Origin of the sequence: Clostridium beijerinckii (assembly GCF_018223745.1) — a bacterium.
Taxonomy (GTDB): Bacteria; Bacillota; Clostridia; order Clostridiales; family Clostridiaceae; genus Clostridium; species Clostridium beijerinckii.
The window spans coordinates 2,192,050-2,217,197 of the sequence record NZ_CP073653.1 but is presented as its reverse complement, the minus strand read 5'-3'; the positions used below and the strand labels follow the sequence as shown (position 1 = coordinate 2,217,197).

The 25,148-nt window shown below is 30.5% G+C and carries 21 protein-coding genes, 1 tRNA gene and 1 rRNA gene; 4 read left to right on the top strand and 19 right to left on the bottom strand.

Features of this window, described 5'->3' with window-relative positions; genetic code table 11:
- Positions 1-372: 372 nt before the first annotated feature.
- The 8 genes from KEC93_RS10135 to KEC93_RS10100 form a co-directional block, all read right to left on the bottom strand.
- A complete protein-coding gene (locus KEC93_RS10135; protein ID WP_077830441.1) occupies positions 373-1,797 on the bottom strand; it encodes an NCS2 family permease in 1,425 nt (474 codons plus the stop codon).
- Between the two features lie 418 nt (positions 1,798-2,215).
- Positions 2,216-5,233, bottom strand: coding sequence for a putative selenate reductase subunit YgfK (gene ygfK, locus KEC93_RS10130; protein ID WP_077868575.1), 3,018 nt, complete (start codon positions 5,231-5,233; stop codon positions 2,216-2,218).
- 440 nt (positions 5,234-5,673) lie between these two features.
- Entirely contained in the window at positions 5,674-6,957 is a 1,284-nt protein-coding gene (guaD, locus tag KEC93_RS10125) for a guanine deaminase (RefSeq protein ID WP_039773859.1), read from the bottom strand.
- 405 nt (positions 6,958-7,362) lie between these two features.
- Positions 7,363-8,004, bottom strand: a complete 642-nt coding sequence (locus KEC93_RS10120) for a helix-turn-helix transcriptional regulator (RefSeq protein ID WP_017212897.1) — start codon at positions 8,002-8,004, stop codon at positions 7,363-7,365.
- Between the two features lie 119 nt (positions 8,005-8,123).
- Positions 8,124-9,500: a dihydropyrimidinase gene (gene hydA, locus KEC93_RS10115; protein ID WP_023976435.1), complete on the bottom strand. Its 1,377-nt coding sequence runs from the start codon at positions 9,498-9,500 to the stop codon at positions 8,124-8,126.
- Positions 9,501-10,236: 736 nt separating this feature from the next.
- Positions 10,237-11,157, bottom strand: a complete 921-nt coding sequence (gene arcC, locus KEC93_RS10110) for a carbamate kinase (RefSeq protein ID WP_077869921.1) — start codon at positions 11,155-11,157, stop codon at positions 10,237-10,239.
- Between the two features lie 167 nt (positions 11,158-11,324).
- The gene (gene ygeW, locus KEC93_RS10105; RefSeq protein WP_077869922.1) at positions 11,325-12,518 is read right to left on the bottom strand and encodes a knotted carbamoyltransferase YgeW; all 1,194 of its coding nucleotides are present in this window, start codon (positions 12,516-12,518) and stop codon (positions 11,325-11,327) included.
- 36 nt (positions 12,519-12,554) lie between these two features.
- Positions 12,555-13,865 carry a YgeY family selenium metabolism-linked hydrolase gene (locus KEC93_RS10100; RefSeq protein WP_111944720.1) on the bottom strand — a complete coding sequence of 437 codons (1,311 nt, stop codon included), beginning with the start codon at positions 13,863-13,865 and terminating at the stop codon, positions 12,555-12,557.
- Between the two features lie 621 nt (positions 13,866-14,486).
- Between KEC93_RS10100 and modB the strand changes: the two genes are divergently transcribed.
- Positions 14,487-15,164: a molybdate ABC transporter permease subunit gene (gene modB, locus KEC93_RS10095; RefSeq protein ID WP_077869923.1), complete on the top strand. Its 678-nt coding sequence runs from the start codon at positions 14,487-14,489 to the stop codon at positions 15,162-15,164.
- On the top strand, positions 15,164-16,213 hold the full coding sequence (locus KEC93_RS10090) for a sulfate/molybdate ABC transporter ATP-binding protein (protein ID WP_077869924.1): 1,050 nt from the start codon (positions 15,164-15,166) through the stop codon (positions 16,211-16,213). Before modB ends, KEC93_RS10090 begins: the two co-directional genes overlap by 1 nt.
- A 206-nt stretch (positions 16,214-16,419) precedes the next feature.
- Here the strand turns inward: KEC93_RS10090 and KEC93_RS10085 are convergent, their stop codons facing one another.
- From KEC93_RS10085 to KEC93_RS10050, 8 genes are all read right to left on the bottom strand, one after another.
- Positions 16,420-17,364, bottom strand: a complete 945-nt coding sequence (locus KEC93_RS10085) for a polysaccharide deacetylase family protein (protein ID WP_077869925.1) — start codon at positions 17,362-17,364, stop codon at positions 16,420-16,422.
- A 571-nt stretch (positions 17,365-17,935) separates the two neighbouring features.
- Positions 17,936-18,100: a hypothetical protein gene (locus KEC93_RS10080; protein WP_017212905.1), complete on the bottom strand. Its 165-nt coding sequence runs from the start codon at positions 18,098-18,100 to the stop codon at positions 17,936-17,938.
- A 43-nt stretch (positions 18,101-18,143) separates the two neighbouring features.
- Positions 18,144-18,359, bottom strand: coding sequence for a hypothetical protein (locus KEC93_RS10075; RefSeq protein WP_038457435.1), 216 nt, complete (start codon positions 18,357-18,359; stop codon positions 18,144-18,146).
- A 201-nt stretch (positions 18,360-18,560) separates the two neighbouring features.
- Complete coding sequence (locus KEC93_RS10070) at positions 18,561-18,794, bottom strand: hypothetical protein (RefSeq protein ID WP_017212907.1); 234 nt, start codon at positions 18,792-18,794, stop codon at positions 18,561-18,563.
- Positions 18,795-19,066: 272 nt separating this feature from the next.
- Positions 19,067-19,945 (bottom strand): tyrosine-type recombinase/integrase, encoded by an 879-nt coding sequence (locus KEC93_RS10065; protein ID WP_012058194.1) that lies wholly within the window; start codon positions 19,943-19,945, stop codon positions 19,067-19,069.
- Positions 19,946-20,027: 82 nt separating this feature from the next.
- Positions 20,028-20,660, bottom strand: a complete 633-nt coding sequence (spoIIM, locus tag KEC93_RS10060; RefSeq protein WP_077869997.1) for a stage II sporulation protein M — start codon at positions 20,658-20,660, stop codon at positions 20,028-20,030.
- A 164-nt stretch (positions 20,661-20,824) separates the two neighbouring features.
- On the bottom strand, positions 20,825-21,607 hold the full coding sequence (locus KEC93_RS10055; protein ID WP_031276223.1) for an SDR family oxidoreductase: 783 nt from the start codon (positions 21,605-21,607) through the stop codon (positions 20,825-20,827).
- Positions 21,608-21,818: 211 nt separating this feature from the next.
- On the bottom strand, positions 21,819-22,742 hold the full coding sequence (locus KEC93_RS10050; RefSeq protein WP_023976445.1) for a ketopantoate reductase family protein: 924 nt from the start codon (positions 22,740-22,742) through the stop codon (positions 21,819-21,821).
- A 132-nt stretch (positions 22,743-22,874) separates the two neighbouring features.
- Here KEC93_RS10050 and KEC93_RS10045 point away from each other — a divergent pair, with 132 nt between their 5' ends.
- Both KEC93_RS10045 and KEC93_RS10040 read left to right on the top strand, forming a co-directional pair.
- On the top strand, positions 22,875-23,756 hold the full coding sequence (locus tag KEC93_RS10045) for a LysR family transcriptional regulator (protein ID WP_077869996.1): 882 nt from the start codon (positions 22,875-22,877) through the stop codon (positions 23,754-23,756).
- A 106-nt stretch (positions 23,757-23,862) separates the two neighbouring features.
- Positions 23,863-24,369, top strand: a complete 507-nt coding sequence (locus tag KEC93_RS10040; RefSeq protein WP_023976447.1) for a flavin reductase family protein — start codon at positions 23,863-23,865, stop codon at positions 24,367-24,369.
- Positions 24,370-24,443: 74 nt separating this feature from the next.
- Here the strand turns inward: KEC93_RS10040 and KEC93_RS10035 are convergent, their stop codons facing one another.
- The 3 genes from KEC93_RS10035 to KEC93_RS10025 all read right to left on the bottom strand — a co-directional run bounded on the left by KEC93_RS10035 (position 24,444) and on the right by KEC93_RS10025 (position 25,142).
- Positions 24,444-24,857, bottom strand: a complete 414-nt coding sequence (locus tag KEC93_RS10035; protein ID WP_023976448.1) for an acyl-CoA thioesterase — start codon at positions 24,855-24,857, stop codon at positions 24,444-24,446.
- 90 nt (positions 24,858-24,947) lie between these two features.
- Positions 24,948-25,064, bottom strand: a 5S ribosomal RNA gene (rrf, locus tag KEC93_RS10030).
- Between the two features lie 3 nt (positions 25,065-25,067).
- Positions 25,068-25,142 (bottom strand) — tRNA-Asn (locus KEC93_RS10025).
- Positions 25,143-25,148: the final 6 nt, after the last annotated feature.

Here is a 25,148-nt window from a genome sequence, read left to right as displayed (position 1 = left end):
TGTAACATTTTATTATGTAGAAATTTATGTTTATCCAATTGATTTTCCTCTTATCCGATAACTAGCATCCGTAAACTCTCCCAATAGTGAATATTTCAAACTTACAGATACTTGTTCTATCTTTAATAGAAAATGTCATATTGGCTGAACTAGGTGATATAGTTTGTTTTAGGCACATGAAGAAAATAAATAACAAATCCAAAGTTGCTATGATTATTTTTTTGAATGTGACTTATTAAATCTAAACACCTAGTTACCTTATTTGGCATAGACATTTTAACTTATCTCGCAAGTTTTGTGATTACTAACGTTTTAACTCATAATATACTTCCTAATATCATTAACTGGTATATAAGTTACTATTCCATAGTTTTATTCAAAGGGAAGTAAAATATATCTAAGAATGAATAATACTGCAAGTATATACACTATTGGATGGATTTCTTTTTGTCTGCCTGTAGCTATTTTTGTTATTGGATAAAAAATCATAGCAACTGCAATTCCATTAGCTATACTATAAGAAAAAGCCATTAATGATATAGCAAAAAAGGCTGGAACTGCTTCTGTAAAATCGCTGAAATCTATATTAACAATTGCTGACATCATTAAAACACCTACTATTACAAGGGCTGGAGCTGTTGCTTGTCCTGGAACTATACCAACAAGGCCTGAGAAGAATAATGATAAAATAAATAATATTCCCACTACTGTTGAAGTAAGTCCAGTTCTTCCTCCTTCTGAAACACCAGCTGTAGACTCAATATATGTTGAAATGGTACTTGTACCTAAAACTGAACCAGCAGTTGTTGCTACTGCATCACAAATCAATGCTTTTTTCATTCTTAAAACCTTACCATTTTCATCAACCATTCCTGCTTTTGTAGCTGTACCTACAAGAGTTCCGATAGTATCAAAAAGATCGACTAAACAAATGGTTATAACAACCATTATAACGCTAAGAAATGCGCCTCCTATTGATGTGCCTCCTTTTGAAAAAAGTCCTGCAAAATCAAATGCTGCAAACGTAGGAGCAAGTGATGGTGGTGCACTGAAAACATGTAAATTTTCAAGTGATGTGATTTTGAATGGAATTCCTATTATTGTAGTTGAAATTATTCCAATTAAAATTGAACCCTTAATACCCCTAGCCATTAGAACAGCAGTTATTATGATTCCTATTATAGTAAGCAGTGTTCCTGGATTTGCAAAGTTTCCGAATCCAACTAATGTTGCTGGATTTGACACTACTACACCACCAGATTTCAATCCAATAAGAGCTATATAGAGTCCAATACCTCCGGAAATTGCATATTTTAGATTTTGAGGTATTGCATCAACTATCTTTTCTCGTATGGATGTTACTGTAATAAGTATAAATAATACACCTGACATGAATACGCATGATAAAGCCTGATGCCATGTAAAACCTAAGGTTAAACATACTGTATACGTAAAAAATGCATTAAGACCCATACCAGGAGCCTGAGCAAAAGGAAGATTTGCATACAGCCCCATTATTAATGTGCCAATGGCAGCTGCGAGACAAGTAGCTACGAAAACTGATGATACTATTGGATCAGAGCCTACACTAAACTGTGCTGCTGCATCTCCTACTGCATTTGCAGAATTCATACCAGCTATTTTTAATATATTAGGATTAACAAATATAATGTATGCCATTGTAACAAAAGTAGTAATTCCAGCAAGTATTTCTGTCTTTACATTTGAGTTATTTTCCTCCAAGTGAAAATAACTCTCCAAAAATGATGGTTTTTGTTTGGTTACATCTTTTTTCATGAAATGTCCTCCTTAAAATTATAGCTAGTGTTAGGCACAATCAAATAAATAACAAATTCATGTGCCTTATTGTTGTTTCAATTTTCTAAATCCTTGCCATACACTCCCCCTCTTGCAATGGTACATAACCTCTTCGCTTGCTATCTATTTAATTTTTAATACTAAGGCACATTCAAAAAATGACAAGTCCATTTACTAGCCTATTTTCCATCATTAAAGGAGGTTAAATTACATGCGCAATTTAACTAAGTTCGAGAAAACAAATACAAGATTTGGACTCTCACTTATAATAGGCCCACTATGAGGGTAATTTGCCTCCTTGCCTGATGAAAAATATCCACACATTAGAACAGAGTAGCTATGCTGCATGTCGGAACTTATATTGGCAACTTTGGACTCGTTATTTATTTTCACATGCCTAAAGCATATAATCATACTTATCTATACACGTTTGAATTAGACTAGCCATTTCTTTTGAAACTTCTGATTGCTGCGAAGCAGTATAACTTATAATAGCGTTTTCTTCAGTTCTTACTAGACAAATGCCTTTTTCTAAATTTTCAGTAAAAAATCCTTTGTTATCACTATTTTCAAAATCTTCTTTACTCCAAAAAACTGTTATTTTATCCTTATATGGATTTCCTTTATGATGACAAAAAATACCACAATTACCGCACTCATTACACATACCATCTAAATGTATAATCTGATGATTAGAAACAAAATCACTGTTTACATTAATCATTACGTTTGCTCTATTAGGACAAACATCAACGCATAATTCACAAATGTTCTTGCACCCTAAACATCTATCAGCTTCTTCTTCACAAGACTTTGAATCTCCTAATATTCCCTTCCTTCCATATAATATCTTTTCATCAGTACAATAACCTTGTTGCTTAAAATCAGAACTCAAACCTTCTTTTGCTAGAATATCTTTTGTAACTATTTTTGCATCTGCTATTGCATTAACAATTGTAGATGGACCTTTTTTTAAATCGCCAATAATATATACATTTGCAATATTTGTTTCTAATTTTTCGTTAACAACAGGAAATTCATTAGAATCCAAATTTATTTCATTTTGTCTTAATAAATTACTATCAATTTTTTCACCTGTTGCTATAATGACTGTATCTGTATCTAATGTTGTTATTTCTCCAGTACCTACAGAACTTCTTCTTAAGGATGCATCTCTATCACCTAAAATCATTTTTTCACAAGTAAGTTTTCCATCGTCAATAGAAATTGGCGTAAGGAGTTCTTTAAGTAAAATACCTTCAGAAATAGCAAGTTCTATTTCTTCATTATCCGCTGGCATATATTTTTTAGTTCTTCTATATATAATAGAAACCTCTTCAACGCCACTCACCCTTTTAGCTGAGCGTGCTGCATCCATGGCAACATCTCCTCCTCCAATAACACAAACTTTTTTACCTAAAGCAATATTTCCTTTTTGTTTCTTATATTTTTCTAAAAATGAGATAGCATTAATTGCTTTATTATCGCAATCGCTTAGTGAAACTTTTCCAGGTTTCCATGCTCCTATGGCTAACACTACATAATCATATTCCTTTTTTAATTCTTTCAAATTAATATTTTCATCTACACAAAATTGAAATTTTACTCCTTGCTTTTTAACCATTTCCAAGTCTTTTTTAATCATTTCAGAAGAAATTCTAAACTCAGGTATAACATGCTCTACGACACCCAATGCACTTTCCTTTTTATCCCTTACAGTAACATCTACACCATTTCTCCTTAAGAAAAGAGCTAATGAAAGACCTGCAGGACCAGCTCCAATAATAACAACTTTTTTCCCGGTTCTAATATCTGTTGGTTCAATAGACTCAATAAATTTATCCTGTGCATTTAAAACTGCAATTTGTTTTAAATCTCTAATTGAAACAGATTCATCATAATCAATTCTAGTACATTTAGTCTGGCATTTATGATTACAAATAGTTGATGTAATAGCCGGTAACGCGTTATCTATCGCAATTATTGAAAAAGCCTCATCATATTTTTTTTGCCCTACTAAAGCTGTATATTGTGGGATTTGCTGATTAATTGGACATCCTACAGAGCAAGGTGCGACTGCACAATCATAAAACTGAAGGTTAGAATTAAGTTTTCTGCTATTAACAAGTCGTAGTTCTTTTCGATAATGTTTATCCTTAATAGTTTCCTTGACTATGTCCTCTAGAATTTCTACATTAATTCCAGAAATTTTACCATTAAGCTGTTTCTCAACTTTTTTAGCCATTTGAGTTATTCTTTCGTAACCACCTGGCTTTAAGATAGATGTAGCAAATGTTATTGGACTAATTCCTGTAGATAATATCTTATCAATATTAAAGAAATCAGCCCCTCCTGAATAAGAAATTTGTAAATCACCATTAAATTCTTTAGCTAATTTACTTGCTAAAGATATAGATAGTGGGAATAATGCACGTCCTGACATATACATTTCTTCCCCTGATAATTCATTATTAATTATTTTAGCTGGCAGTGTGTTAGTTAGTTTAACTCCTATTTCTAAATTCAAGTTATTTGCGACCGCCTTCAAACGTTTTAGCATTGCAACTCCATCTGAGTACTGCAAATCATTTGTAAAATGATGTCCATTAAGAACTATATAGTCATATCCCATGGCTGTTAAAGTTTCTTTAACAAACTTTTCTCCTAGTAATGTAGGATTCATCTTAATATAAGTATTTAATTTTTTTTCTTCAATAAAATAGCTAGCAATGCTTTCAATTTCATTAGCAGGACAACCATGAAGTGTTGAGATCGTAATAGATGAACAAATAGTTGGTGAAATTTTTTCCAAATCTTCCTTTGTAAATTCAGAAAACATTTCTATATGAGAAAGAAGTGCTTCTTGACATTCTGTCCAAATTTTTGTAGACGATGCGTTTTGCATCCCTTTAATATAAGTATCAATTTTAGAAGATTTTATGCCTTTCAAGTCATATCCCACGCTCATATTGAACATAAAATCTCTTTCCTTTGCGAATTTGAGCTCTTTCATTAAGACATGAAGTAAAAACCAGGCTTTTACATATTCATCAAAGGCTTCTGATACCTTTAATTCTGTAGACCACTCTACATTGTACCCCTCATCTTGTGCATTGATGCAAGGTTTAGACACTGTAATATCTTCTCCATCAATAACTTGTACTGTTTTTAATTCAATAAAACGACTTCCAGTTAAATATGCACAAACAATATTTTGTGCTAATTGAGAATTTGGGCCTGCTGCCGGTCCAAGTGGTGATGAAAGTTTCTCATTAAATAACGTAATTGATTTTCCAGTTTCATTATAATAAAATTTATCTTTATGCACGCCAAAAATAGATTCTTTTTCTTTTAACTCTCTAGTAATCCAAGTTAACATTTTTTCAAAAGGAATGCGTTGCATTTTATCACTCATAAATAATCCCCCTATTTTCTATTTTTTCTGTTTAAATTATAGATACCCCAGCTAAAATCTGAACTTATGCGTATGTCTCATCGAAATGAATAACATACTTTTGTTCCAGTTTCTAGGTAATTTTGATGGGTGATTCTAAGGCTATAAAGTTGTACCCAAAGTGCTGGCCTCAAAGAACAAGCGCTCACAGAGAAAGTTCGAAGAACGAAATATAAAATTTCGATTCTCACTTTTTGAACTAGCACATTTGGAACAACTTATAGCCAAAGAATCACATCCATCAAAATTACCAATGAAACATTCTACAAAAGTATATTAATCATTTCTGGTTGGAAGATATTTCATAGTCTAAGTGCAGTTTATGATTGTGATATCTATAACTGAAATAAATATAAGTCAATACTTATTAACTAGTTAATCAAATTTTAGCGTAAAAATATTCAATATTGTTTCGGTTCTTCTATCTTTTTACCTGCTACATATATTTCCTTAATATTTCTGTCATCACCTGTATAAATAAATTTTTCTAGTCTTTCTTCTACTGACAATGGCTTGAAGATGGATAGACTGCTATCGTCAATAATTAAGGCATCAAATTCATATCCTTCTTCAAAACTTCCCACTTTACCAAAAAACTTTCCTCCACCCTTTGTTGCTAAATATAATAATTCTGCTGTGGTTAGAGGCTTGTCTGATTTATTACTTTCTAGCCATTTTAACTTTGACACCTGAGCACAACTAGCAATTACATTCGCCATCGATACACTATGTCCACCTGATATATCTGTTCCAAGTCCTATGTTTAACCCTTTTTTCATCAATTTTCGAATAGGTGCAATACCACTTGATAAATTGTTATTTGAATTAGGACAATGGGCAATGAAAGCTTCTTTTTTCACCATTAGTTCAATTTCTTCTTCTTCTAGCCAAATACAATGAGCCATTATAGTAGGAAGATCACCAAGCAATCCCGCTTCATTATAGACACTTGCATAGTTTTTTAATTTAGGATGTAGTTTTTTCACAAAACTAATTTCGCTCAAATTTTCACTCAAATGAGATTGCACTGGAACATTATATTTTTTTGATAATTCCCCAAGACTTTTTAAGAGCTCAAAGCTGCATGTTGGAACAAATCTTGGTGTAATAATAGGTTTCACTAATTCATATTTTTTCCCATATTCATCTAATAGTTCTTTAGTATTATGAATGGATTCCTCTGCACTTTCTAATAAATATTCTGGTGCATTTCTATTCATATTAACCTTTCCTACATATGCACCTAATCCTGCTTCTGCAAACAAATCCATTAATAACTTTGTTGAATTCTTATGAATGGTAGCAAAAACGCAAGATCTCGTAGTGCCATATTTCCATAAACTTTTTACAAAAGCAGAATACACTTTTTTTGCATAGTCTATATCTGAATATTTTTTTTCTTCTGGAAAGGTGTATGAATCTAACCATGGCATAAGTTCCTTATCTAGTCCTAATCCTAGATTTGGAAACTGTGGTGCATGTGAATGGATGTCAATAAATCCTGGTATTATAAGTGCATGCCCATAATCTAAAATCTTTAGTTTACTGAATTTTTTAGGCAGCTCTTTATAAACACTTTTAACAAATTTACCATCAATAACAATATATCCATTTTCAAATATTTCATACTTACCTAATTCTTTAGTAAAAATAATATTGCCTTTAACAATATACTCATCTTGCATCACAAGCCCTCCTAATAAGGCACATTCAAAAATATAATTTTCTTTCATGTACCCAAAATATACATTACCAATGATCAAAGGGTCACTTTTATAAATTAAATATAAATTTTTAAGGAAACGTTTACCGTATTGTCAATTTGACGAACTAGTCCTTTCTTGTTTTTATTATCACTAACTGACTAGTTGATCAATTTCAATTATATTCCATATATTGGTATTTTTCAATTAATTTATATATTTAAGTAATACATTTCATCTAATCTTATTTATTTTATATATGAGTTCTATTATTATATATATCTGATTTACACAGAATTATTACTTATTAAATTAATAATCTATAGAATGAAAGACTAATTGTTCGATTTTTTATTAATCCTTTTAAATATTTTACAGTGATTATATTTAATCCTCATTATTATTTAAATAGCTGTAAAGTGAATATTTTGAAATATCATAGAACTTTGAAATTTTATCTCCCGATCTTTTAATTAAAAGCGCACCTTTACTCTCTAAATATTTAATGGCTTTCATTTTATCTTCTTTAGTCATGACCGCAACAGGTTTTCCAATTAATTGATACGATTCCTCAATTAAGTCTTTGAGAAGTTGATTAACATCAGTTGGAATTGTAACATCACTTTCATCACTGCGTTCTACTTCCTTTATTGAAACAAAATCTTCTATAATCTTATTAGATACCATTAGCTGAGTGATATCATAATTAATACAAAGAAGTGCTTTCGCTTTACCATTTTCATCTGGAATGCATATAGTAGTAGATTTCAAAATACGTCCATCATTTGTACGGGTACTATAACTATAATGGTCTTTATGCTGAAGATTTGAGTGAATTGTTTCCATTGCAATTCGCGATGCAACATCCCCAACTTTACGTCCTGTAACATGACCATTTTCAATCGCTATAATGCTATGTTCATATCCTGCTTTTAGATCATGAATCGCGACTTCACAGTTTGGACCAAACTCTTCTGCAATCCCTTTAATAAGCCTTTTAAAAAAATCCAAATCATCATATACATTCATTCTAAAATCTCCTTTATCATCTTATATTTACATTACATAAATATGTTTTGTTATAATTCAAAGCATACAACCAACTATTGTGGCCACTGTGCTTAATATATTAAATAAACAATATACTATTATCCAATTACTTTTCTCTTAATAAATTTTCCATCACCTTTTTTCCCTAAAAACTTATTATTTTTATAAGCTACTTTACCACTCTGTATTACAATATCAATATCTCCCTTTAATGTCATGCCTTCAAAGCATGTGTAATCTACAGCTCCATGAAGCATACTTCTTGTAAGAGTATACTCAGAATTTGGGTTAATTATAGTAATATCAGCATCCCCACCTGGAATCAAAGAACCCTTTTTAGGATAAAGTCCATAAATCTTTGCAGGATTTGTACATAAAAGTTCTACAAAACGATTAATTGAAATTTTCTTTTTCATAACGCCTTCAGAGAAAATCACCCTTACTCGTTCAGCAACGCCAGGAGCTCCATTAGGGCATTTTGTAAAATCGTTAATCCCCTTTTGTTTGTCGCCTTTTAGATTGAATGAACAGTGATCAGTAGCAATTATATTAATTGCACCATCTTGTACGCCTTTCCATAGAGCATCAATATCATTACTTTGACGCAAAGGTGGCGACATTACATATTTTAGTCCATTATTATCTTGCTCAAGATATTTTTGCTCTGTCATTGTTAAGTACTGAGTGCAAGTTTCAGAAAAAATATTCTTTTGCCCTTGTGCTCTTGCTTTTCTTATCTCATCCAATCCCTTTTCAGTAGAAATATGAACAATATAAATTGGAGCATCTCCTGCCAATGCTGCAAGATGTAGCACTCTGCTAATTGCCTCGGCTTCACAATGGTCTGGTCGTGATTTTGCATGATATATTGTTTCTAAACAGCCATTTGAAACATAATTTTCTCTAAGGTAATTTATAACATCATTGTTTTCAGCGTGTACAGCAATAATTACTCCCAATTCTTTTGCTTTTTTTAATACTTTTAAAATTGAGACGTCATCCAGTTTAAAATCATATGTCATATAAATCTTAAAGCTAGAAATTCCTTCTTTAGCCAAAGACTCCATTTCAGATAAAACCTCATCATTTACATGCTGTACTACTCCATGGAATCCATAATCAATTACTGCTTTTCCATTAGCCAATTTATGATATTCGTCAATTTGGTGGCGAAGAGCACAATTTTTAGGACCAAAGGCTACATGATCAACAATACTTGTAGTTCCACCACAAACAGCTGCAACAGTTCCAGTATAAAAGTCGTCTATTGATCGACTATTTCCAGATTGCAAATCCATATGAGTATGCACATCCACTGCTCCAGGAATTATATACATTCCCAAAGCATCAATAATTTCTGCATTATCATTGGACAAATTTGTTCCAATGCAAGATATTTTATTATTTTCTATCATAATATCTGAACAATAACTTTCTGATTCAGTCACAATAGTTCCATTTTTAATAATAATCATTCATAAGCACTTCTTTCATTTTAGGCACATGAAAATGAATAACAATTCCAAAGTTGCCATGGATATTTTTCATCAGGTAAGGAGGCGAATTGCCCTCATAGCGGGCCTATTAGGTCAATTTGCCGATGAGCAGAGAACCCAAATCTATGATTTGGTGTGAATCGCTTACTCAGTGAGCGTAGCGAGTCGAGCTTCCCATGATGGAAAATAGGCTGGCAAAAGGACTTGTTATTTATTTGATTGTGCCTGATATTTTTTTGATTATTCCTTATATGTAGTTGTATTCCTCTCCTCCTAAATCTCTAGTTAAACTTATATCCTCAACGAGTACAATGTCCAACAGCTAGCTGTGGGGCAAAATATTTATGATTTCAGTGAGTTACTGCGTAAGTCTAGGTTACGATTTTGATATCTATAGATATCAAATTTGAGAATTATACTTATAGCTTGAAAAATCTGCTATATCAGAAAGGACAGGTACTCTTTTGTAACCACAGGGGTCATAATATGCAGTGTTACATTAGAGAATATGTTGCAGGCATTTCTTCATCATAAGTTGTTCTATTTTTGCTTGTCACGAGCTTGTCTCGGGAGCATGCTGAAATGGTGCAACTTATGCTGTTAGAAAGCCTCAACTTATTCTCAGTAACCGAAACAACAGAGTACCTGTCCTTTCGGTAAGTTATTGTATAAATCTAAGTTTTGGATATCTATAGCACAATGCATAAATTTAACTTTACATTTTAAAGTGAGTTCCTGTTTTACCTAAAATTCCATCATGTACTTTACTTAGAAGCGTAATAATTGCAGTCCTTCCTTTTCCTGAAGAAACAAATTCTAAAGCTGCTTGTACTTTTGGAAGCATAGATCCTGGTGCAAATTGGCCTTCTTTAATATACTTTTTAGCTTCTTCCACTGTAAGTGAATCCAACCACTTAATATCTGGTCTACCAAAATTTACAGCAACTTTTTCTACTGCTGTTAAAATAATCAAACTATCTGCATCTATCTCTTTAGCTAACAATGCTGCTACAAAATCTTTATCGATTACTGCTGGTACACCTTTTAAATGGTTGTTTTCTGTTTGAATAACTGGAATTCCACCACCACCACCTGCGATAACTACTTCTCCAGCCGATACTAGTTCTAAAATCGTTTCCTTTTCAATTATGTCAATAGGTTTTGGAGAACAAACAACTTGCCTATATCCCCTACCTGAATCTTCTTTCATCACGATTCCGGTCTTCTCTAATTTTTCAGCATCCTCTTTTGAATAAAAACCTCCAATTGGCTTTGTAGGGTTTAAAAATGCGCTATCATTCGGATCCACAAGAGTTTGAGTAATGAGAGTTGTGACAGGATTATTTAAATTACGTGATAAAAGTTCTTCCCTAATGGCATTTTGCAAATCATATCCAATATACCCTTGACTCATTGCAACACACATTGTTAATGGTATTTGAGAGTTTTTAACAAGCTCCATTGCTGAGTTTATCATTCCCACTTGTGGTCCATTTCCATGAGTAATAACTACCTGATTTCCACTTTCGATTAAATCTACAATACTTTTAGAAGTAGCTTTTACAGATTCCATCTGTTCTTCCAGTGTATTTCCTAGTGCATTTCCCCCTAAGGCTATTACAATCTTACTCACCATATATTCCTCCAATTCTCTTTTTAAATATTTAGGCACTAGAAAGAAAATAACAATTCAAATTATGCCATGAAATGTTCTTATATGCAGCATAGCTGCTCTTTTTAAATAAAATGTTCTTATATGCAGCATAGCTGCTCTTTTTAAATGTGTATATTTTTTATTAATTACTAACCCCTGAATCTTATATCCTCACTTTGAGCCATTTTTTCTAAAACTTCTGCAGGATTCTTTACCTTTGCTAGAAGAATCATTGCTGCTATAATATATGGCTTATAACTTGCTTCTTTATAAAGTGGAACTCTGTAACGATCAAATACAGAATCTTCAACTTCACCTTTCTCACATGACAAATTACTAATATCAGCTGGTAAGCAATGTAAATAAAGTGCCTTTCCATCTTTAGTTGTTTTCATTAATTCCTCTGTACATTCCCAATCTTTATGTTCTGCATTTTGAGCAAGAAGTTTTTTCTCTAATGCTTTAATACCTTCAGAATCGCCTTCTGAATAAAGATCAGTACGTTCTTTCATTGCTGCAAAAGGAGCCCAGCTCTTTGGATATACTATATCTGCATCTTTAAATGCTTCTGCCATATTATTAGTTTTTGTGAATGTCCCACCTGATTCCTTAGCATTATTACGAGCTATATTTTCAACTTCTTCCATTACTTCATAGCCTTCTGGATGTGCTAAGCAAACGTCCATACCGAAACGTGTCATTAATCCTATAACCCCTTGTGGTACAGATAATGGCTTACCGTAAGATGGTGAATAAGCCCAAGACATAGCTATTTTTTTACCCTTTAAATTTTCAATACCACCAAACTCATGTATGATATGTAGCATATCTGCCATAACTTGAGTTGGATGATCAATATCACATTGTAGATTTACTAATGTTGGTTTTTGTTCAAGAACTCCATCTTCATATCCTTCCTTTACTGCATCAGCAACTGTATGCATATATTTATTTCCTTTTCCAATATACATATCATCACGAATTCCGATGACATCAGCCATAAATGAAATCATGTTAGCTGTTTCCCTTACAGTTTCACCATGAGCGACTTGACTTTTTCCTTCATCTAGGTCTTGTACTTCAAGTCCTAAAAGATTACATGCACTAGCATAGGAAAAACGAGTACGTGTTGAATTATCACGGAATAATGAAATTCCAAGTCCACTATCAAACAATCTTGTTGATTTGTTATTTCTACGTAATTCTCTTAATGCATCTGCCACTTCATAAACTGCCTTTAACTCATCTGTAGTTTTTTCCCATGTAAGAAAAAAGTCATTTTTATACATTTGATCAATTTCTAAGCTTTTTAATGCATTAACATATTTATCGACAATACTCATAATTTTAATATCCCCCTTAATTTTTACTAACAATCTTTATTTATTTGAAGTATATATAGTTGGGACAGCAGCATAAACTGCAGCACATTTTACTAAATCTTCTTTCCATGTCTTTTCATTAGGAGCATGTGCTTGAGCTTCTGCACCAGGTCCAAATCCTATTACAGGAATTCCATTACGTCCCATAATTGAAACACCGTTTGTAGAGAATGTCCATTTATCAGTAAGTGGACGAGCTTTTCTCATTGCTTCATTTTCAGCAGCACCGATTCTTGTTGTGCCGTAAAGACCCTTATATGCTTCTTCTAATGCTTTTGTTACAATATGATCTTCTGGAATTACCCAAGTTGGGAAGTAGCATTCAATTGGGTACGCTAAACCAGTGTAGCTTGGTCTATCATAGTTATACATACTTACTGTTGCATTGTATTTTTTAACAGCTGGAAGTTGACGAATTTCTTCTAAACAGCTTTCCCAAGTCTCACCTGCTGTCATACGACGGTCTAATGAAATTGAGCATGAGTCAGCAACTGCGCAACGGCTTGGTGAAGTATAGAATACTTGAGAAGTTGTAACAGTACCTCTTCCTAAGAAGTTAGCCTCTTTAAACTCTGGGTTGTATTTTTCATCTAACATTTTTACTAAGCCTTTGATTTCTTTATTATCAGCTGCATCATTTTCGTTAAGGTCACGAATGTTCATTAATATTTCAGCCATTTTATAAATTGCGTTGTCTCCTCTTTCTGGAGCCGAACCGTGGCATGAAATTCCTTGAACATCAACACATATTTCCATACGGCCTCTTTGTCCTCTATAGATACCACCATCTGTTGGCTCTGTAGAAACCACAAATTCAGGTCTGATTTTACTTTCTTTGATTATATATTCCCAGCAAAGTCCATCACAATCTTCTTCTTGAACTGAACCAACAACTAATGCTGTGTATTTTTCATTTAAAAGGCCTAAGTCTTTCATTATTTTTGCACCATAAACAGATGAAACAATTCCGCCTAATTGATCAGAAGTACCACGTCCGCCTATTTCAGTTTCGGTTTCATATCCTTCGTATGGATCAAAGTCCCAGTTATCTCTGTTTCCTATACCAACTGTGTCAATATGAGCATCAAAGCCTATTAAAGTTTCTCCTGTACCCATATATCCTAAAATGTTACCCATTGGATCTATTTCTACTTTATCAAATCCAACGCTTTTCATTTCTTGTTCTATTCTTTTTATAACACCTTCTTCTTCTGCACTTTCACCAGGTATTGCAACTAAATCGCGAAGGAATTTGGTCATATCCTCCTTATAGTTTTCAGACTTTGATTTAATTTGTTCAAAATTCATATTCTCTTCCCCTATCTTAATTAATATTTTATTTGAAATCATATTTATCTGATGTCTATCTGCTGTAACACTCGCACTCACAAACCCAACCTGAGTCAAGTTTCACTTGATAATGTAAATAAATGCTTGTTTACTTTGTTTGTAATGATATTTAGTAGCCTATGAAATCCACTTCTGAAATATTATTATTAAATTAATCTCTTATATATTCTACAAATCATTTCATTTCCTAAAAAAAATTTTTTATCCCAAATTTATTTTTATGGTAATATCATACATCTTTTCAATTAACTTGTAAATATTTTCAAGTTATCTTTTTTAATAATATTTCTATTATTTTTTTACTAGCAGAAAACAAAATTAAGCATATGTAATACACTATTGTATTTTTATAGAATTAATGCTAATATTATAAAAATCATAATAAAACCGAACTAAACATTATCAAACATGACTATATGAAACATATTTAAATATTGTATTATATATTTATTCTATTTTGCATTGATTTTTAACAGTGGTAATCTACTCTAATTAAAATTTTTTAGATTGGCTGCTACAGAATTATGTTATATTTTTTGACAATTTTTTAGTTTGTCTAACTTTTAAGGAGGAATTAATATGGATTTTTCACCTTTATGGATTTCTATAAAAACTGCTACATTATCAACAATAATAACATTCTTTTTAGGAATTATAGTTTCTTATTGGATGTCAAATTTTAAAGGAAAATCTAAAGGAATAATAGATGGGTTATTTACTTTACCTTTAATTCTTCCTCCAACTGTTGTAGGTTTCTTTTTATTGCTTATCTGTGGTAAAAATGGTCCTATAGGAAAGCTGCTGGACCTCTTCAATACTTCTTTAATTTTCAGCTGGAGTGCTACAGTCATTGCGGCTATAGTAGTTTCATTTCCTATGATGTATAGAACCACGCGTTCTGCTTTTGAACAAATAGATATCAATATTCTTTCTGCTGCCAGAACTCTTGGCCTTAGTGAATTTAAAATATTTTATAAAATCGCTATTCCATTAGCCATGCCAGGTATTATAGGTGGACTGGTTTTATCTTTTGCAAGAGCTATGGGTGAATTTGGCGCAACACTTATGCTAGCAGGTAATATCCCTGGAAAAACTCAAACTATGCCACTTGCAATATTCTTTGCAGCCGAAGGTGGAGATATGCAAAAAGCGATTCTTTGGGTTATTATAATTGTTACTTTATCATTATTTCTAATTCTAATATTAAACTATTGGTCAGAAGTTCAATTAAAACTTATGGGAAGGAGTGATAAATAATGTCCTTATATGTAAATATAGAAAAACATCTCTCCTCATTTAATTTAAATGTGAATTTTGAGCAAAAAAGCGGTGTTCTAGGTTTCTTAGGTGCATCAGGATCTGGTAAGAGTATGAGTTTAAAATGTATATCCGGATTAGTTACTCCTTCTAGAGGAAAAATAATTGTAAATGATAAGATTTTTTTTGATTCAGAGAATAAAATTAATTTAACTCCACAGAAAAGAAAAATCGGTTATCTATTTCAAAATTATGCTTTGTTTCCTAATATGAATATAATTGATAATATTGAAATAGGCATTTCTAAGATGGAAAAAGATCAAAAGGAATCCTTAATCAAAGAATATATAGAAAGATTACATCTTGGTGGACTCGAAAAACGCTATCCTTGGCAGTTATCTGGTGGGCAGCAGCAAAGAGTAGCTTTAGCTAGGGCACTTATAACATCCCCTGATATTTTACTTTTAGATGAGCCTTTCTCTGCTTTAGATCAACATTTAAGAAATGATTTAGAAAAAGAATTAATGTCTATAGTAAAAGATTATAGTGGTAATATTATCTTTGTTACTCATGATATAGCTGAAGCTTATAGAGTTTGTGACAATATAATTGTTTATGAAAATGGAGTTTCTTTAGAAAATCGAGAAAAGAAAGACTTATTTAAACATCCTAAAAGTCTTACAGAAGCTACATTAACAGGATGTAAAAACATATCTAAAGCTAAAAAGACTGGGAAAAATACCATTTATGCTGAAAATTGGGGCCACGAATATGTTATTAATGACGAAATTCCAGACAATATCCAATATATCTGCATAAGAGCTCATGATATTGAAATATGCACAAACAATAATGAAAACATTAATACTTTTCCTTATACCATTGATACTATTATAGAAAACCCCTTTGAATTTACTATATATATGAAAAACAATACTAAAAAAGATGCAAAATTGATTGAATTTAAGGTAGAAAAAAAGAATATGAATTTCTCTCTAAACACTAGTGTATATCTCAACTTTCCAAATGACAATCTATTTTATTTTTAGACTTAAGTCGTTTACTACTATATATATAATTAAAAAGTCCCATTTTAAATTTATGTGAATATACAAAAGGTGATGGATAATCTTAAGTTAACTTTTCCATCACCTTTGTATAAAACTGCAAATCAAGACTACAATAATCTTCTTATATAAATAGAAAGAGGTGAATTTTAATATAATTTCTAAATTCATCTTTTTCTTAATAAATACTATTTAATAACCTTGAATTCATATCCCTGTTGTTTTAAATATTCTATAATTCCTGGTAATGCTTTTGCTGTTTCTTCTTTACCGTAAGTATCATGCATCAAAATTATTGCCTTTTCCCTTCCTGCTGTAGTTTTTATAACTTCCTGCTTTAATTGCTCTGCATTCTTAGGTGCACCTTCCGCATCCTGAGATAATGAATTCCAATCTATTTGATGATAATCTTTTTCATGTAAAGCCTTGTCCATAGTATCCATACCAACTGAATCTTTATTCTTCCAAGTCATATGCCCACCTGGAAATCTAATAGCTCTAGTTGAAAAATCTTCTCCTAAAACCTTTTTTAGAGACTCATTTGTTTTTTCAATGTCAGACATACAATTCGATAAGTTTATCTTTCCATTTGGATATAAATAATTATAATTATGTGAATAAGTATGATTACCTATAGAATTTCCTTCAGATAATTCTCGTTTAACTATATTTTTAGTGTTCTCATCTTTATCTAGTGATTTTCCCACAATAAAGAATGTTGCATGCACATTCTCCGACTTCAAAATATCTAGTATTTGAGGTGTAACTGTTTCCGATGGACCATCATCAAATGTTAAATATACTACTTTCTTACCGTCTGCTCCATCTGGCTTTTGCCCCTTCATTTGCTGATTCAAATACTTTTCAATAAATGAAGAATCTTCTACTTCTGAATTACTCTCAACATTCAGAGAATCTCGGTTATCCTTTTTATCATTTGAATTTGAATCTGAATCTCCACTTTGCTTAGTGTCATCAAGTGCTTGTACTTCTTGTCTATTTTTGGAAAACTTCGCTGCAACGAGAGAGCTACCTCCGACTATTAAAAAAACTATAGTCATAAATAAAATAATTATTCTAGCTTTTTTTATGTTATTATCTTTACTTTTATTATACCTATAATTTTTTCTCATATATTTATTTCCTCCTATAGCTAGATTAATTTACATTTTTATAAGTATATCATATTTGTTTTACTTATTGCACAGAAGTTCGACTTAAATATAAATTATGTAATTTTTTGTAATAATCTATATATTTTCTGTCGTTTTATTGTATACTTTTCCATAAAAATCACTTCACTACAATATACGACATTATTTATGCTAATTTAGCTATTTACAAGCTCTAATATATGTTACTAATAGTATATACTAACTCAGCATGTACAATACTATTATCAATTAGTATTCTAATTCCATATTACTTTAAAATAACCATAAATAATTTATTCAAATCCAAAACCGCTATTAAGAAATTTATAATTTTTCTTTTATTTTTTTAGTCTGCCATCATACTGACACAATGATATACTAAAATAAGTACATAAAGTTAATAAAATCTTTTTTTCATAAATATTTACCCTATAATATAAAAAACAAAGAGCAACATTCATATTACCCCTATGTATGTTGCTCTTTGTTTTTATAGTTTTAAATAATAATGCTAAAGCATTATTACAGTTTATCTTATTTATAATAAATATCATATTTTTATATTTAAAACCGAAGTGATAAGTGTTTTAAGCTTTATATACAATCTAAAGCCAATATACGCTGACGACTTTCTAGCTACTTCTTTATATTGATTGTCAAGCCACTCGTAATCATAAATTTTAAAAAACATATCATCAATTTCTTTATCATTCATTATCTCACCTGCTTATATATGCTCTCAATAAAATTGATAATTATTAATAATTTTCATATTTATTGCTATTTATATAATAATCTCCCTTTGCATGTCCTTCTTTTTCTCCTATATAAATGTCAAGTGCTCTTATACCTCTATTAGCTAGCTTTATAAATAATATGAATGCATATATTGATAAAGCAAATATTACTATTGATAATATTAAATATACTATAATTAGTATGACACTTAATATTGTAGTGCTTGTTGGATGCATAAAAAATTCCTCCCCAATCTATTATTAATTAAAATTGCATTTAAGATTATACCATTAATTACCTATAACCACAATCATCTATAAATATTATTATTAGGTTACTTCTATACTTTTTCTATATCAATTTAAATTTAAAATAAAATTTTATAACGTCAAAAAGAACCCTATTTCTAGAGTTCTTAGTTAAGTTTACTCTCTATATCATTTCTCATTATTACACCTTGGCACAATAATATAAAACTTATTTAAAGCTTTACATTTGGGACATTTCACTTTAATATCATATTTCCCTTCTTTAGCACTTACTAGTTTAGCACTAGCTATTGATGAAGTCTCTCCTTCAAAATTCAATACTCTTTCTGTTTCTGGAGTAGTGTATTCCCATGCAAAACTTATATCACACTTAGAGCATTTCTGTATTGAACTTAATAACATTAATCTTCCTCCTCTTATATAACTAATTGTATATAAAGGCTACGCTATCCATATGCACCTTTCCTTTTTGACCATAAATATCGCCTCCTCTCATATAAGTTAATTATACAAAAGTTGGAATATTCCTTCTGTAAATTTTAATAAATAAATATTAATCTACAAATACAAAAATTCATCCTTAAATAAAACTTGCCACCAATTTGATAAGTGGTGGCAAACGGGTGGAAACTCCCGTAATATTTTTAATTAATTTCTTGTACAAATAACTATTCTCAAGCTCTTGGATGAGTATGCATGTATATATAGTTTATTTTATCATTATTGATTATCTCATAGTACGTATCCATATATGTTAATACCTGATTACCGAGTAACTTCTGAACAGCCCTAACATTTGCTCCATTTTGAAGAAGATGAACAGCAAATGAATGTCTGAAAGTGTTTAAATTAACGTCTTTATCTATACCAGCTTTTCTAGAGTATTCTTTAACAATTCTCCAAATACCTTGTCTCGTAAGCTTATTACCATTTAAATTCACAAAAAGGTTAGAAACACCGCACTGTGCTATCTTATACCTTATGCTTAGATATTCTGTTAATGCTTTACAAGCGCTTCTTCCTATAGGAATAAGCCTTTCATAATGCTTATTATCTGTACATTTTACAAAATTTAAATCAAGATTAACATCATCTACATTTAATCCAATAAGTTCTGAAACTTTCATTCCAGTAGCGTACATTAACTCTAACAATGCATTATCACGAATTCCTTTTGAGCAGTCTTTTTCCACTATTCTAATTATCTTATCTACTTCTTCAATGGTCAAAATTTGTGGCAATTTTCTATTATTTTTTGAACTCTTATATTCAATTTTAGGAACTTCCTTAATTAAAGTTTCACTTTTCAAATATGAATAGAAATTCCTTAGACTTATAACTATTCTATTTATAGATCTTTCTGATTTTCCTTGATTAGTGAGATTTTGTATATATGACATAACCGTTGATTTATCACTTTCATATAAGTCTATCTTTTTTCTATTTAAGAATTTTAAATAGAGACTAACATCTGTTACATATGCATATATAGTATTCTCACTTTTACCACTCTCAAACAAATAATTTTTATAATTATTTATACTATTTATCATTATTAACTCCTATACCATTGATTATGATTAGCATTCGACCAAATCGTCATTTTTCTTTCCTTATTTAAAATCATCTTTTGTTTTATAAATAGAATTTATTAGCCACAAATCTTATCAAAGATGGTGATATATAAGTTTCAATTAATATGCCTATTGTAAATAATATTAGGATGACAATTAATTTATTTAATACACCATCTAAAAAAGGATCTTTTATCTTTCCATGTTTGAAAAATCTTCCCTTAAACCTTTCTGTAGACATAGATAAACTAATAACACTTAATGCTATGAAACATGGAATATATATTAAATTCTGAGGAACAATAGATATTAAGGCTAGTCCCATCCCTTTTCCTTGAAAAGTAGTTATCATGAAAGAAAAAGTATACCCTAATGTAAAACCTTTTAATAAGTCCAAAATTAATATTACAGGAGCTCCAAAAAAAGTTAAACCTAATATAAATATAGGTATAATAATTAGTATATTTTTCTTTATAACCTCGAATAATAAATTTCCATAATTGATAGGATGGCTATCTATAGAATTAGTAAAACTAAAAAAATAATTTGTTAAATCCGTTTTATCTGATTCCCCCATATATTTAACAGTGTAAAGCCCAAAAGATATTCCTAAACAAAACATTATCAGTACAATGAAAAAATAGGCTTTCTTATCCCTAAAAGTATCATTTAGTTTAGTAAGTAAAAAATTCATCTCTTATTCCTCCTTTAGTTACTCTACTTTATACTATGTTTTATATTTGAAGTTTATTCCAGCACCTAATTATAAATATGTAAATCCGAAAAAAAAATCTTATGCATATAGAAAATAACTTCTATATACATAAGATTTAAAAAATTTTTATAATGTATTAAATACTAATTACTATCATATCTCCATCCATTATCATCGTTATATATCATAAGTTTTGTCATTCCGCCATCTATATTAATATTTTCTCCATTAATAAAGCTGTTTTCTTCATTACACAAGAACATAGCTGCTCTCGCTATATCTTTTGGATTCCCTATTCTGCCTGATGGATGCTGCAATAAATCACTCTCACTATACTTTGGTACATATTCTTCATCATAATAAGAACCTGTATCAATCCAACCTGGGCTAATCGAATTCACCCTGACTTTATTAGAAAGACTAACAGAAAGCCCATGAGTCAATGCCAAAATTCCGCCTTTAGCAGCTGTATAACTTTCTGTATCAGATTGTGACATATAGGCTCTAGTAGATGAAATATTTACAATTGCACCATTTTTATTAAAATTATTCATAAGTAACTGGGTTAATATGTATGGCGCGGTTACTCCAACTTTGAGTACATAATTAAAATCTTCATATGAACATTTAGAAATAATTCCTTTTTTATTAATACAAGCATTATTAATGAGGTAATCTATATTTTTATATTTTTTTATTATAAACTCTGCAAACTTATATAAAGTATCCTCTTCTGCAATATCGCCTAAAAAGAATTCAACTTCTCCACCTTTTCTTTTTATATATTCTACATTTTCATTCCCTGCTTCTTTATTTTTATCAATGAAGATAACTTTAGCACCGACATTTGAAAATTCTCTTGTTAAACATCTTCCTATCCCTAAAGCTCCTCCAGTAATTATGCATACTTTATTTTTATAATCCATAATATATCTTAGTGCAAGAGTTAAATCACACTAAAAATTCACCTCCGTAAATAAGTCAAAATAATAAACTATTATAGTTGCTAATATTATAACACACTAGTGAATTTTTAATGATCAATCTTATTTTAAACTAAATAATCATATTCGTGAACTATAAATGAATTATTTAAGAAAATGCTTTACATACCTATTATATGTGTTTCAGAATATCTTACACAGGTTGTAAAACTCTTAGCTTTTCATAAGCTTTTTGAGTATAAGGGGTAGGAACTCCCAAATCTTTTCCCATCCTACATAAATCGCCACAAAATAATTCAAGCTCAAATTTTTTTCCAGATACTACATCTCTATGCATTGAACTTATACTTTTTTTAGATAAGCTTTTTAGTGTACTTATTGCATTCTCATAAATATTAGGATGAAGATTTATTCCCTTACTTCTAGCAACTTCTTCGCATTCCTTTGCTACATTACAAAATGTTTCAAATTTCATTTTATCTTCTAATATTCCTTTTACTTTCACATCGTAATATGAATCAGTTACATTAAAAGCACAATTAAATACGTAGTTATTCCATGCAAAAATTTCTGCATCTCTTCTTACCTCACATAAAATATTCGATTTAGTTAAAACATTATAGATCCGTTCTAAATCTCTTTTATACATAGGGCGTTTTTTATTAGATGATATAAATATTCTAGTATTTTGGCTAGTATGCTTAATAACTCCATCACCTTCAATTTTTGAGCTAATTGACATAATAGCATCTGTTACTTTTCCTTTTCTTAAGTAAGAATATAACTTATTTCCGCCGTCTACCCCATTAATTATAGGAATAATTAAAGTATGATCACCTACCATAGGTAAAATTGCTTTTGCTGCCGCCTTTAAAGAATATCCTTTTACGCAAACAAAGATAATGTCAACAACACCAATTTCATCTGAATTATCTGTCGCGAGAGTAGGAAAAACAGTAAAATTTCCATTTATTTCACTTTCCAATGAAATTCCATCAGTCTTTATTTTATTTAGTGTTTTTCCATACGCTACAACATTAACATTTTCTTTACTTCTACAAAGCATAGCAGCAATATACCCACCTATCGCTCCCATTCCAATTATTCCAATCTTCATAATCTGTTCTTCCTTTCTTTTATATTTTTAATATAAATTTAAATATTTTTCTATCTTATTACTATTTTAGCTTGTCTTAATGTATAATAAAAATATATATTAGTTATGAATACTATAATTAGGAGTTATACTATGATTTTTGATCTAAATCTTTATAAAGTCTTTCTCACAGTAGCCAAATGCAAGAATATATCTCATGCAGCTGAAATTCTTTTTGTTTCTCAGCCTGCTGTAAGTAAATCAATAAAAACATTAGAAACTTCTTTTAATGTAACCTTATTTTCGAGAAGTTCAAAAGGTGTGACCCTAACACCAGAAGGAAAAATATTATTTGATCACATACAAAATGCTTTTGATGAACTTAACCTTGGAGCGAATATCTTGGAAAAGCTAAAAAATAAAGAAACTGGTACAATTAATTTAGGTGTAAGCACAACCATTGGAAAAAATTATTTTTTACCTAGATTTCGGGAATTTATAAAAGAATATCCTTATTTTAAGACCAAGATAATAAATAAACCTACTTTGGATACAATAAAGTTAGTTCAAGAAGAGAAATTAGATTTAGGCATCATTGGTACTACTTCCACCCAAGCTGATCTTAATTTCATAAGGCTGTGCAAAATTCAAGATATCCTAGTAGCAAGTGGTACTTATTTAGAAAAACTAAACTTGAATCCTGCTGATGATACATTAGCTGAGGGATCTTTTATGCTTCTTGAAAATCCTAACGCTACACGAGAACATATAGAAAGCTATTTTAATAAACATAATATCAATATCATTCCAGATATTGAAGCCAGCAATATGGATTTTTTAATTGAATGCGCAAAAATGGGACTTGGTATTACTTCTGTTATAAAAGAGTTTTTAAATGATGAGCTTGAAAATAAAATCCTTTTAGAAATTCCTCTAAAATACGAGATCCCTCCTAGATATATAGGTGTGATTTATAAAAATTCAAATAATCTGTCAATAGCCGCTAAAACACTTATCGATTTCCTAAAAAAGTGATTTAAGTAATTATATAAAATTAAAAATTATGTAATTGAACTTTTATTCTAATAGCTTTAAAATAAGTATAAATTATTAAATAAAAAAATTTATAGGAGGCAAGCATATGTCATTCAAAGAAATTGAAATTAAAAACCTAAATATAAATCCATTCACTCTCATCGGACACGAATGGTTATTAATCACAGCTGGTACTGAAAATAAATTCAATACCATGACCGCAAGTTGGGGAGGACTAGGCGTATTCTGGGGTAAAAACTCAGCTACTGTATACATTAGACCTGGACGTTATACAAAACAATTTGTAGATTCAAATGATACATTTACATTATCATTTTTTAGCGAAGATTATAGAAAAGCTTTAAATATTTGTGGAAGTCTTTCTGGAAGAGATGATAACAAAGTTGAAAAAGCAAATTTAACTCCAATTTTTGATGAGAATAATACTTACTTTAAAGAAGCAAAAATGGTGGTAGTATGCAAAAAGATGTATCATACAGAAATTAAACCTGAAAACTTTGATAATCCTTCTTTTGATGAGAAAATTTATCCTGAAAAAGATTATCACACAATTTATATTGGAGAAATCGTAAAAGTATTGGTTAATGAATAAACCTGCTACAAAACAAAGATCATATCTAAAATTCTTAATTTAAGATATGATCTTCTAGATTCACACAATATATTTTATATTAAAGATTCTAACTTATTAAATATTTCTTTATTGACCTTCTTTAAGTTAATTATCTTGAAGTCATTGTTAACAAAAACATGTAATGTACTTCCTTTAGCAATTTCTTTTTGATCATTTTCTCTGATAACGGAATAATTAAACTCTACCTTAACAGGCGTTAGTTGCTTAACCCATGTTTTTATGATTAATTCATCTTCATATTTTGCTCCTATAATATATTTACAATTACTTTCAGTTAAAGGTATTAGTATGCCATTTTCCTCCATTTCACTGTAACTTATATTACTTCCTTTTATGAAATCAGTTCTCCCTGCCTCAAACCAAATAAAGTAATTAGAATGATGAACAATTCCCATTTTATCTGTTTCGGCATATCTTACTACAATCTTTGTTTCACTTATATACAATTAAAGCACTCCTTCTTATGATAAATATACTATTTATTTCATAATTTCTGTATAAAAAAAAGACAGTCATAATGACTATCTTTAATACTTACCTCGCAACGTCCTACTCTGCCACACAGTCTCCCATGCAGTACCATCGGCGCTATAGACCTTAACTTTCCTGTTCGAAATGGGAAGGAGTGTTACCTCTATGCCATCATCACGAGATATTGGCTCCGCGAAGAGGACTCGAACCTCCAACCTATCGGTTAACAGCCGAGTGCTCCACCATTGAGCTATCGCGGAACGCTA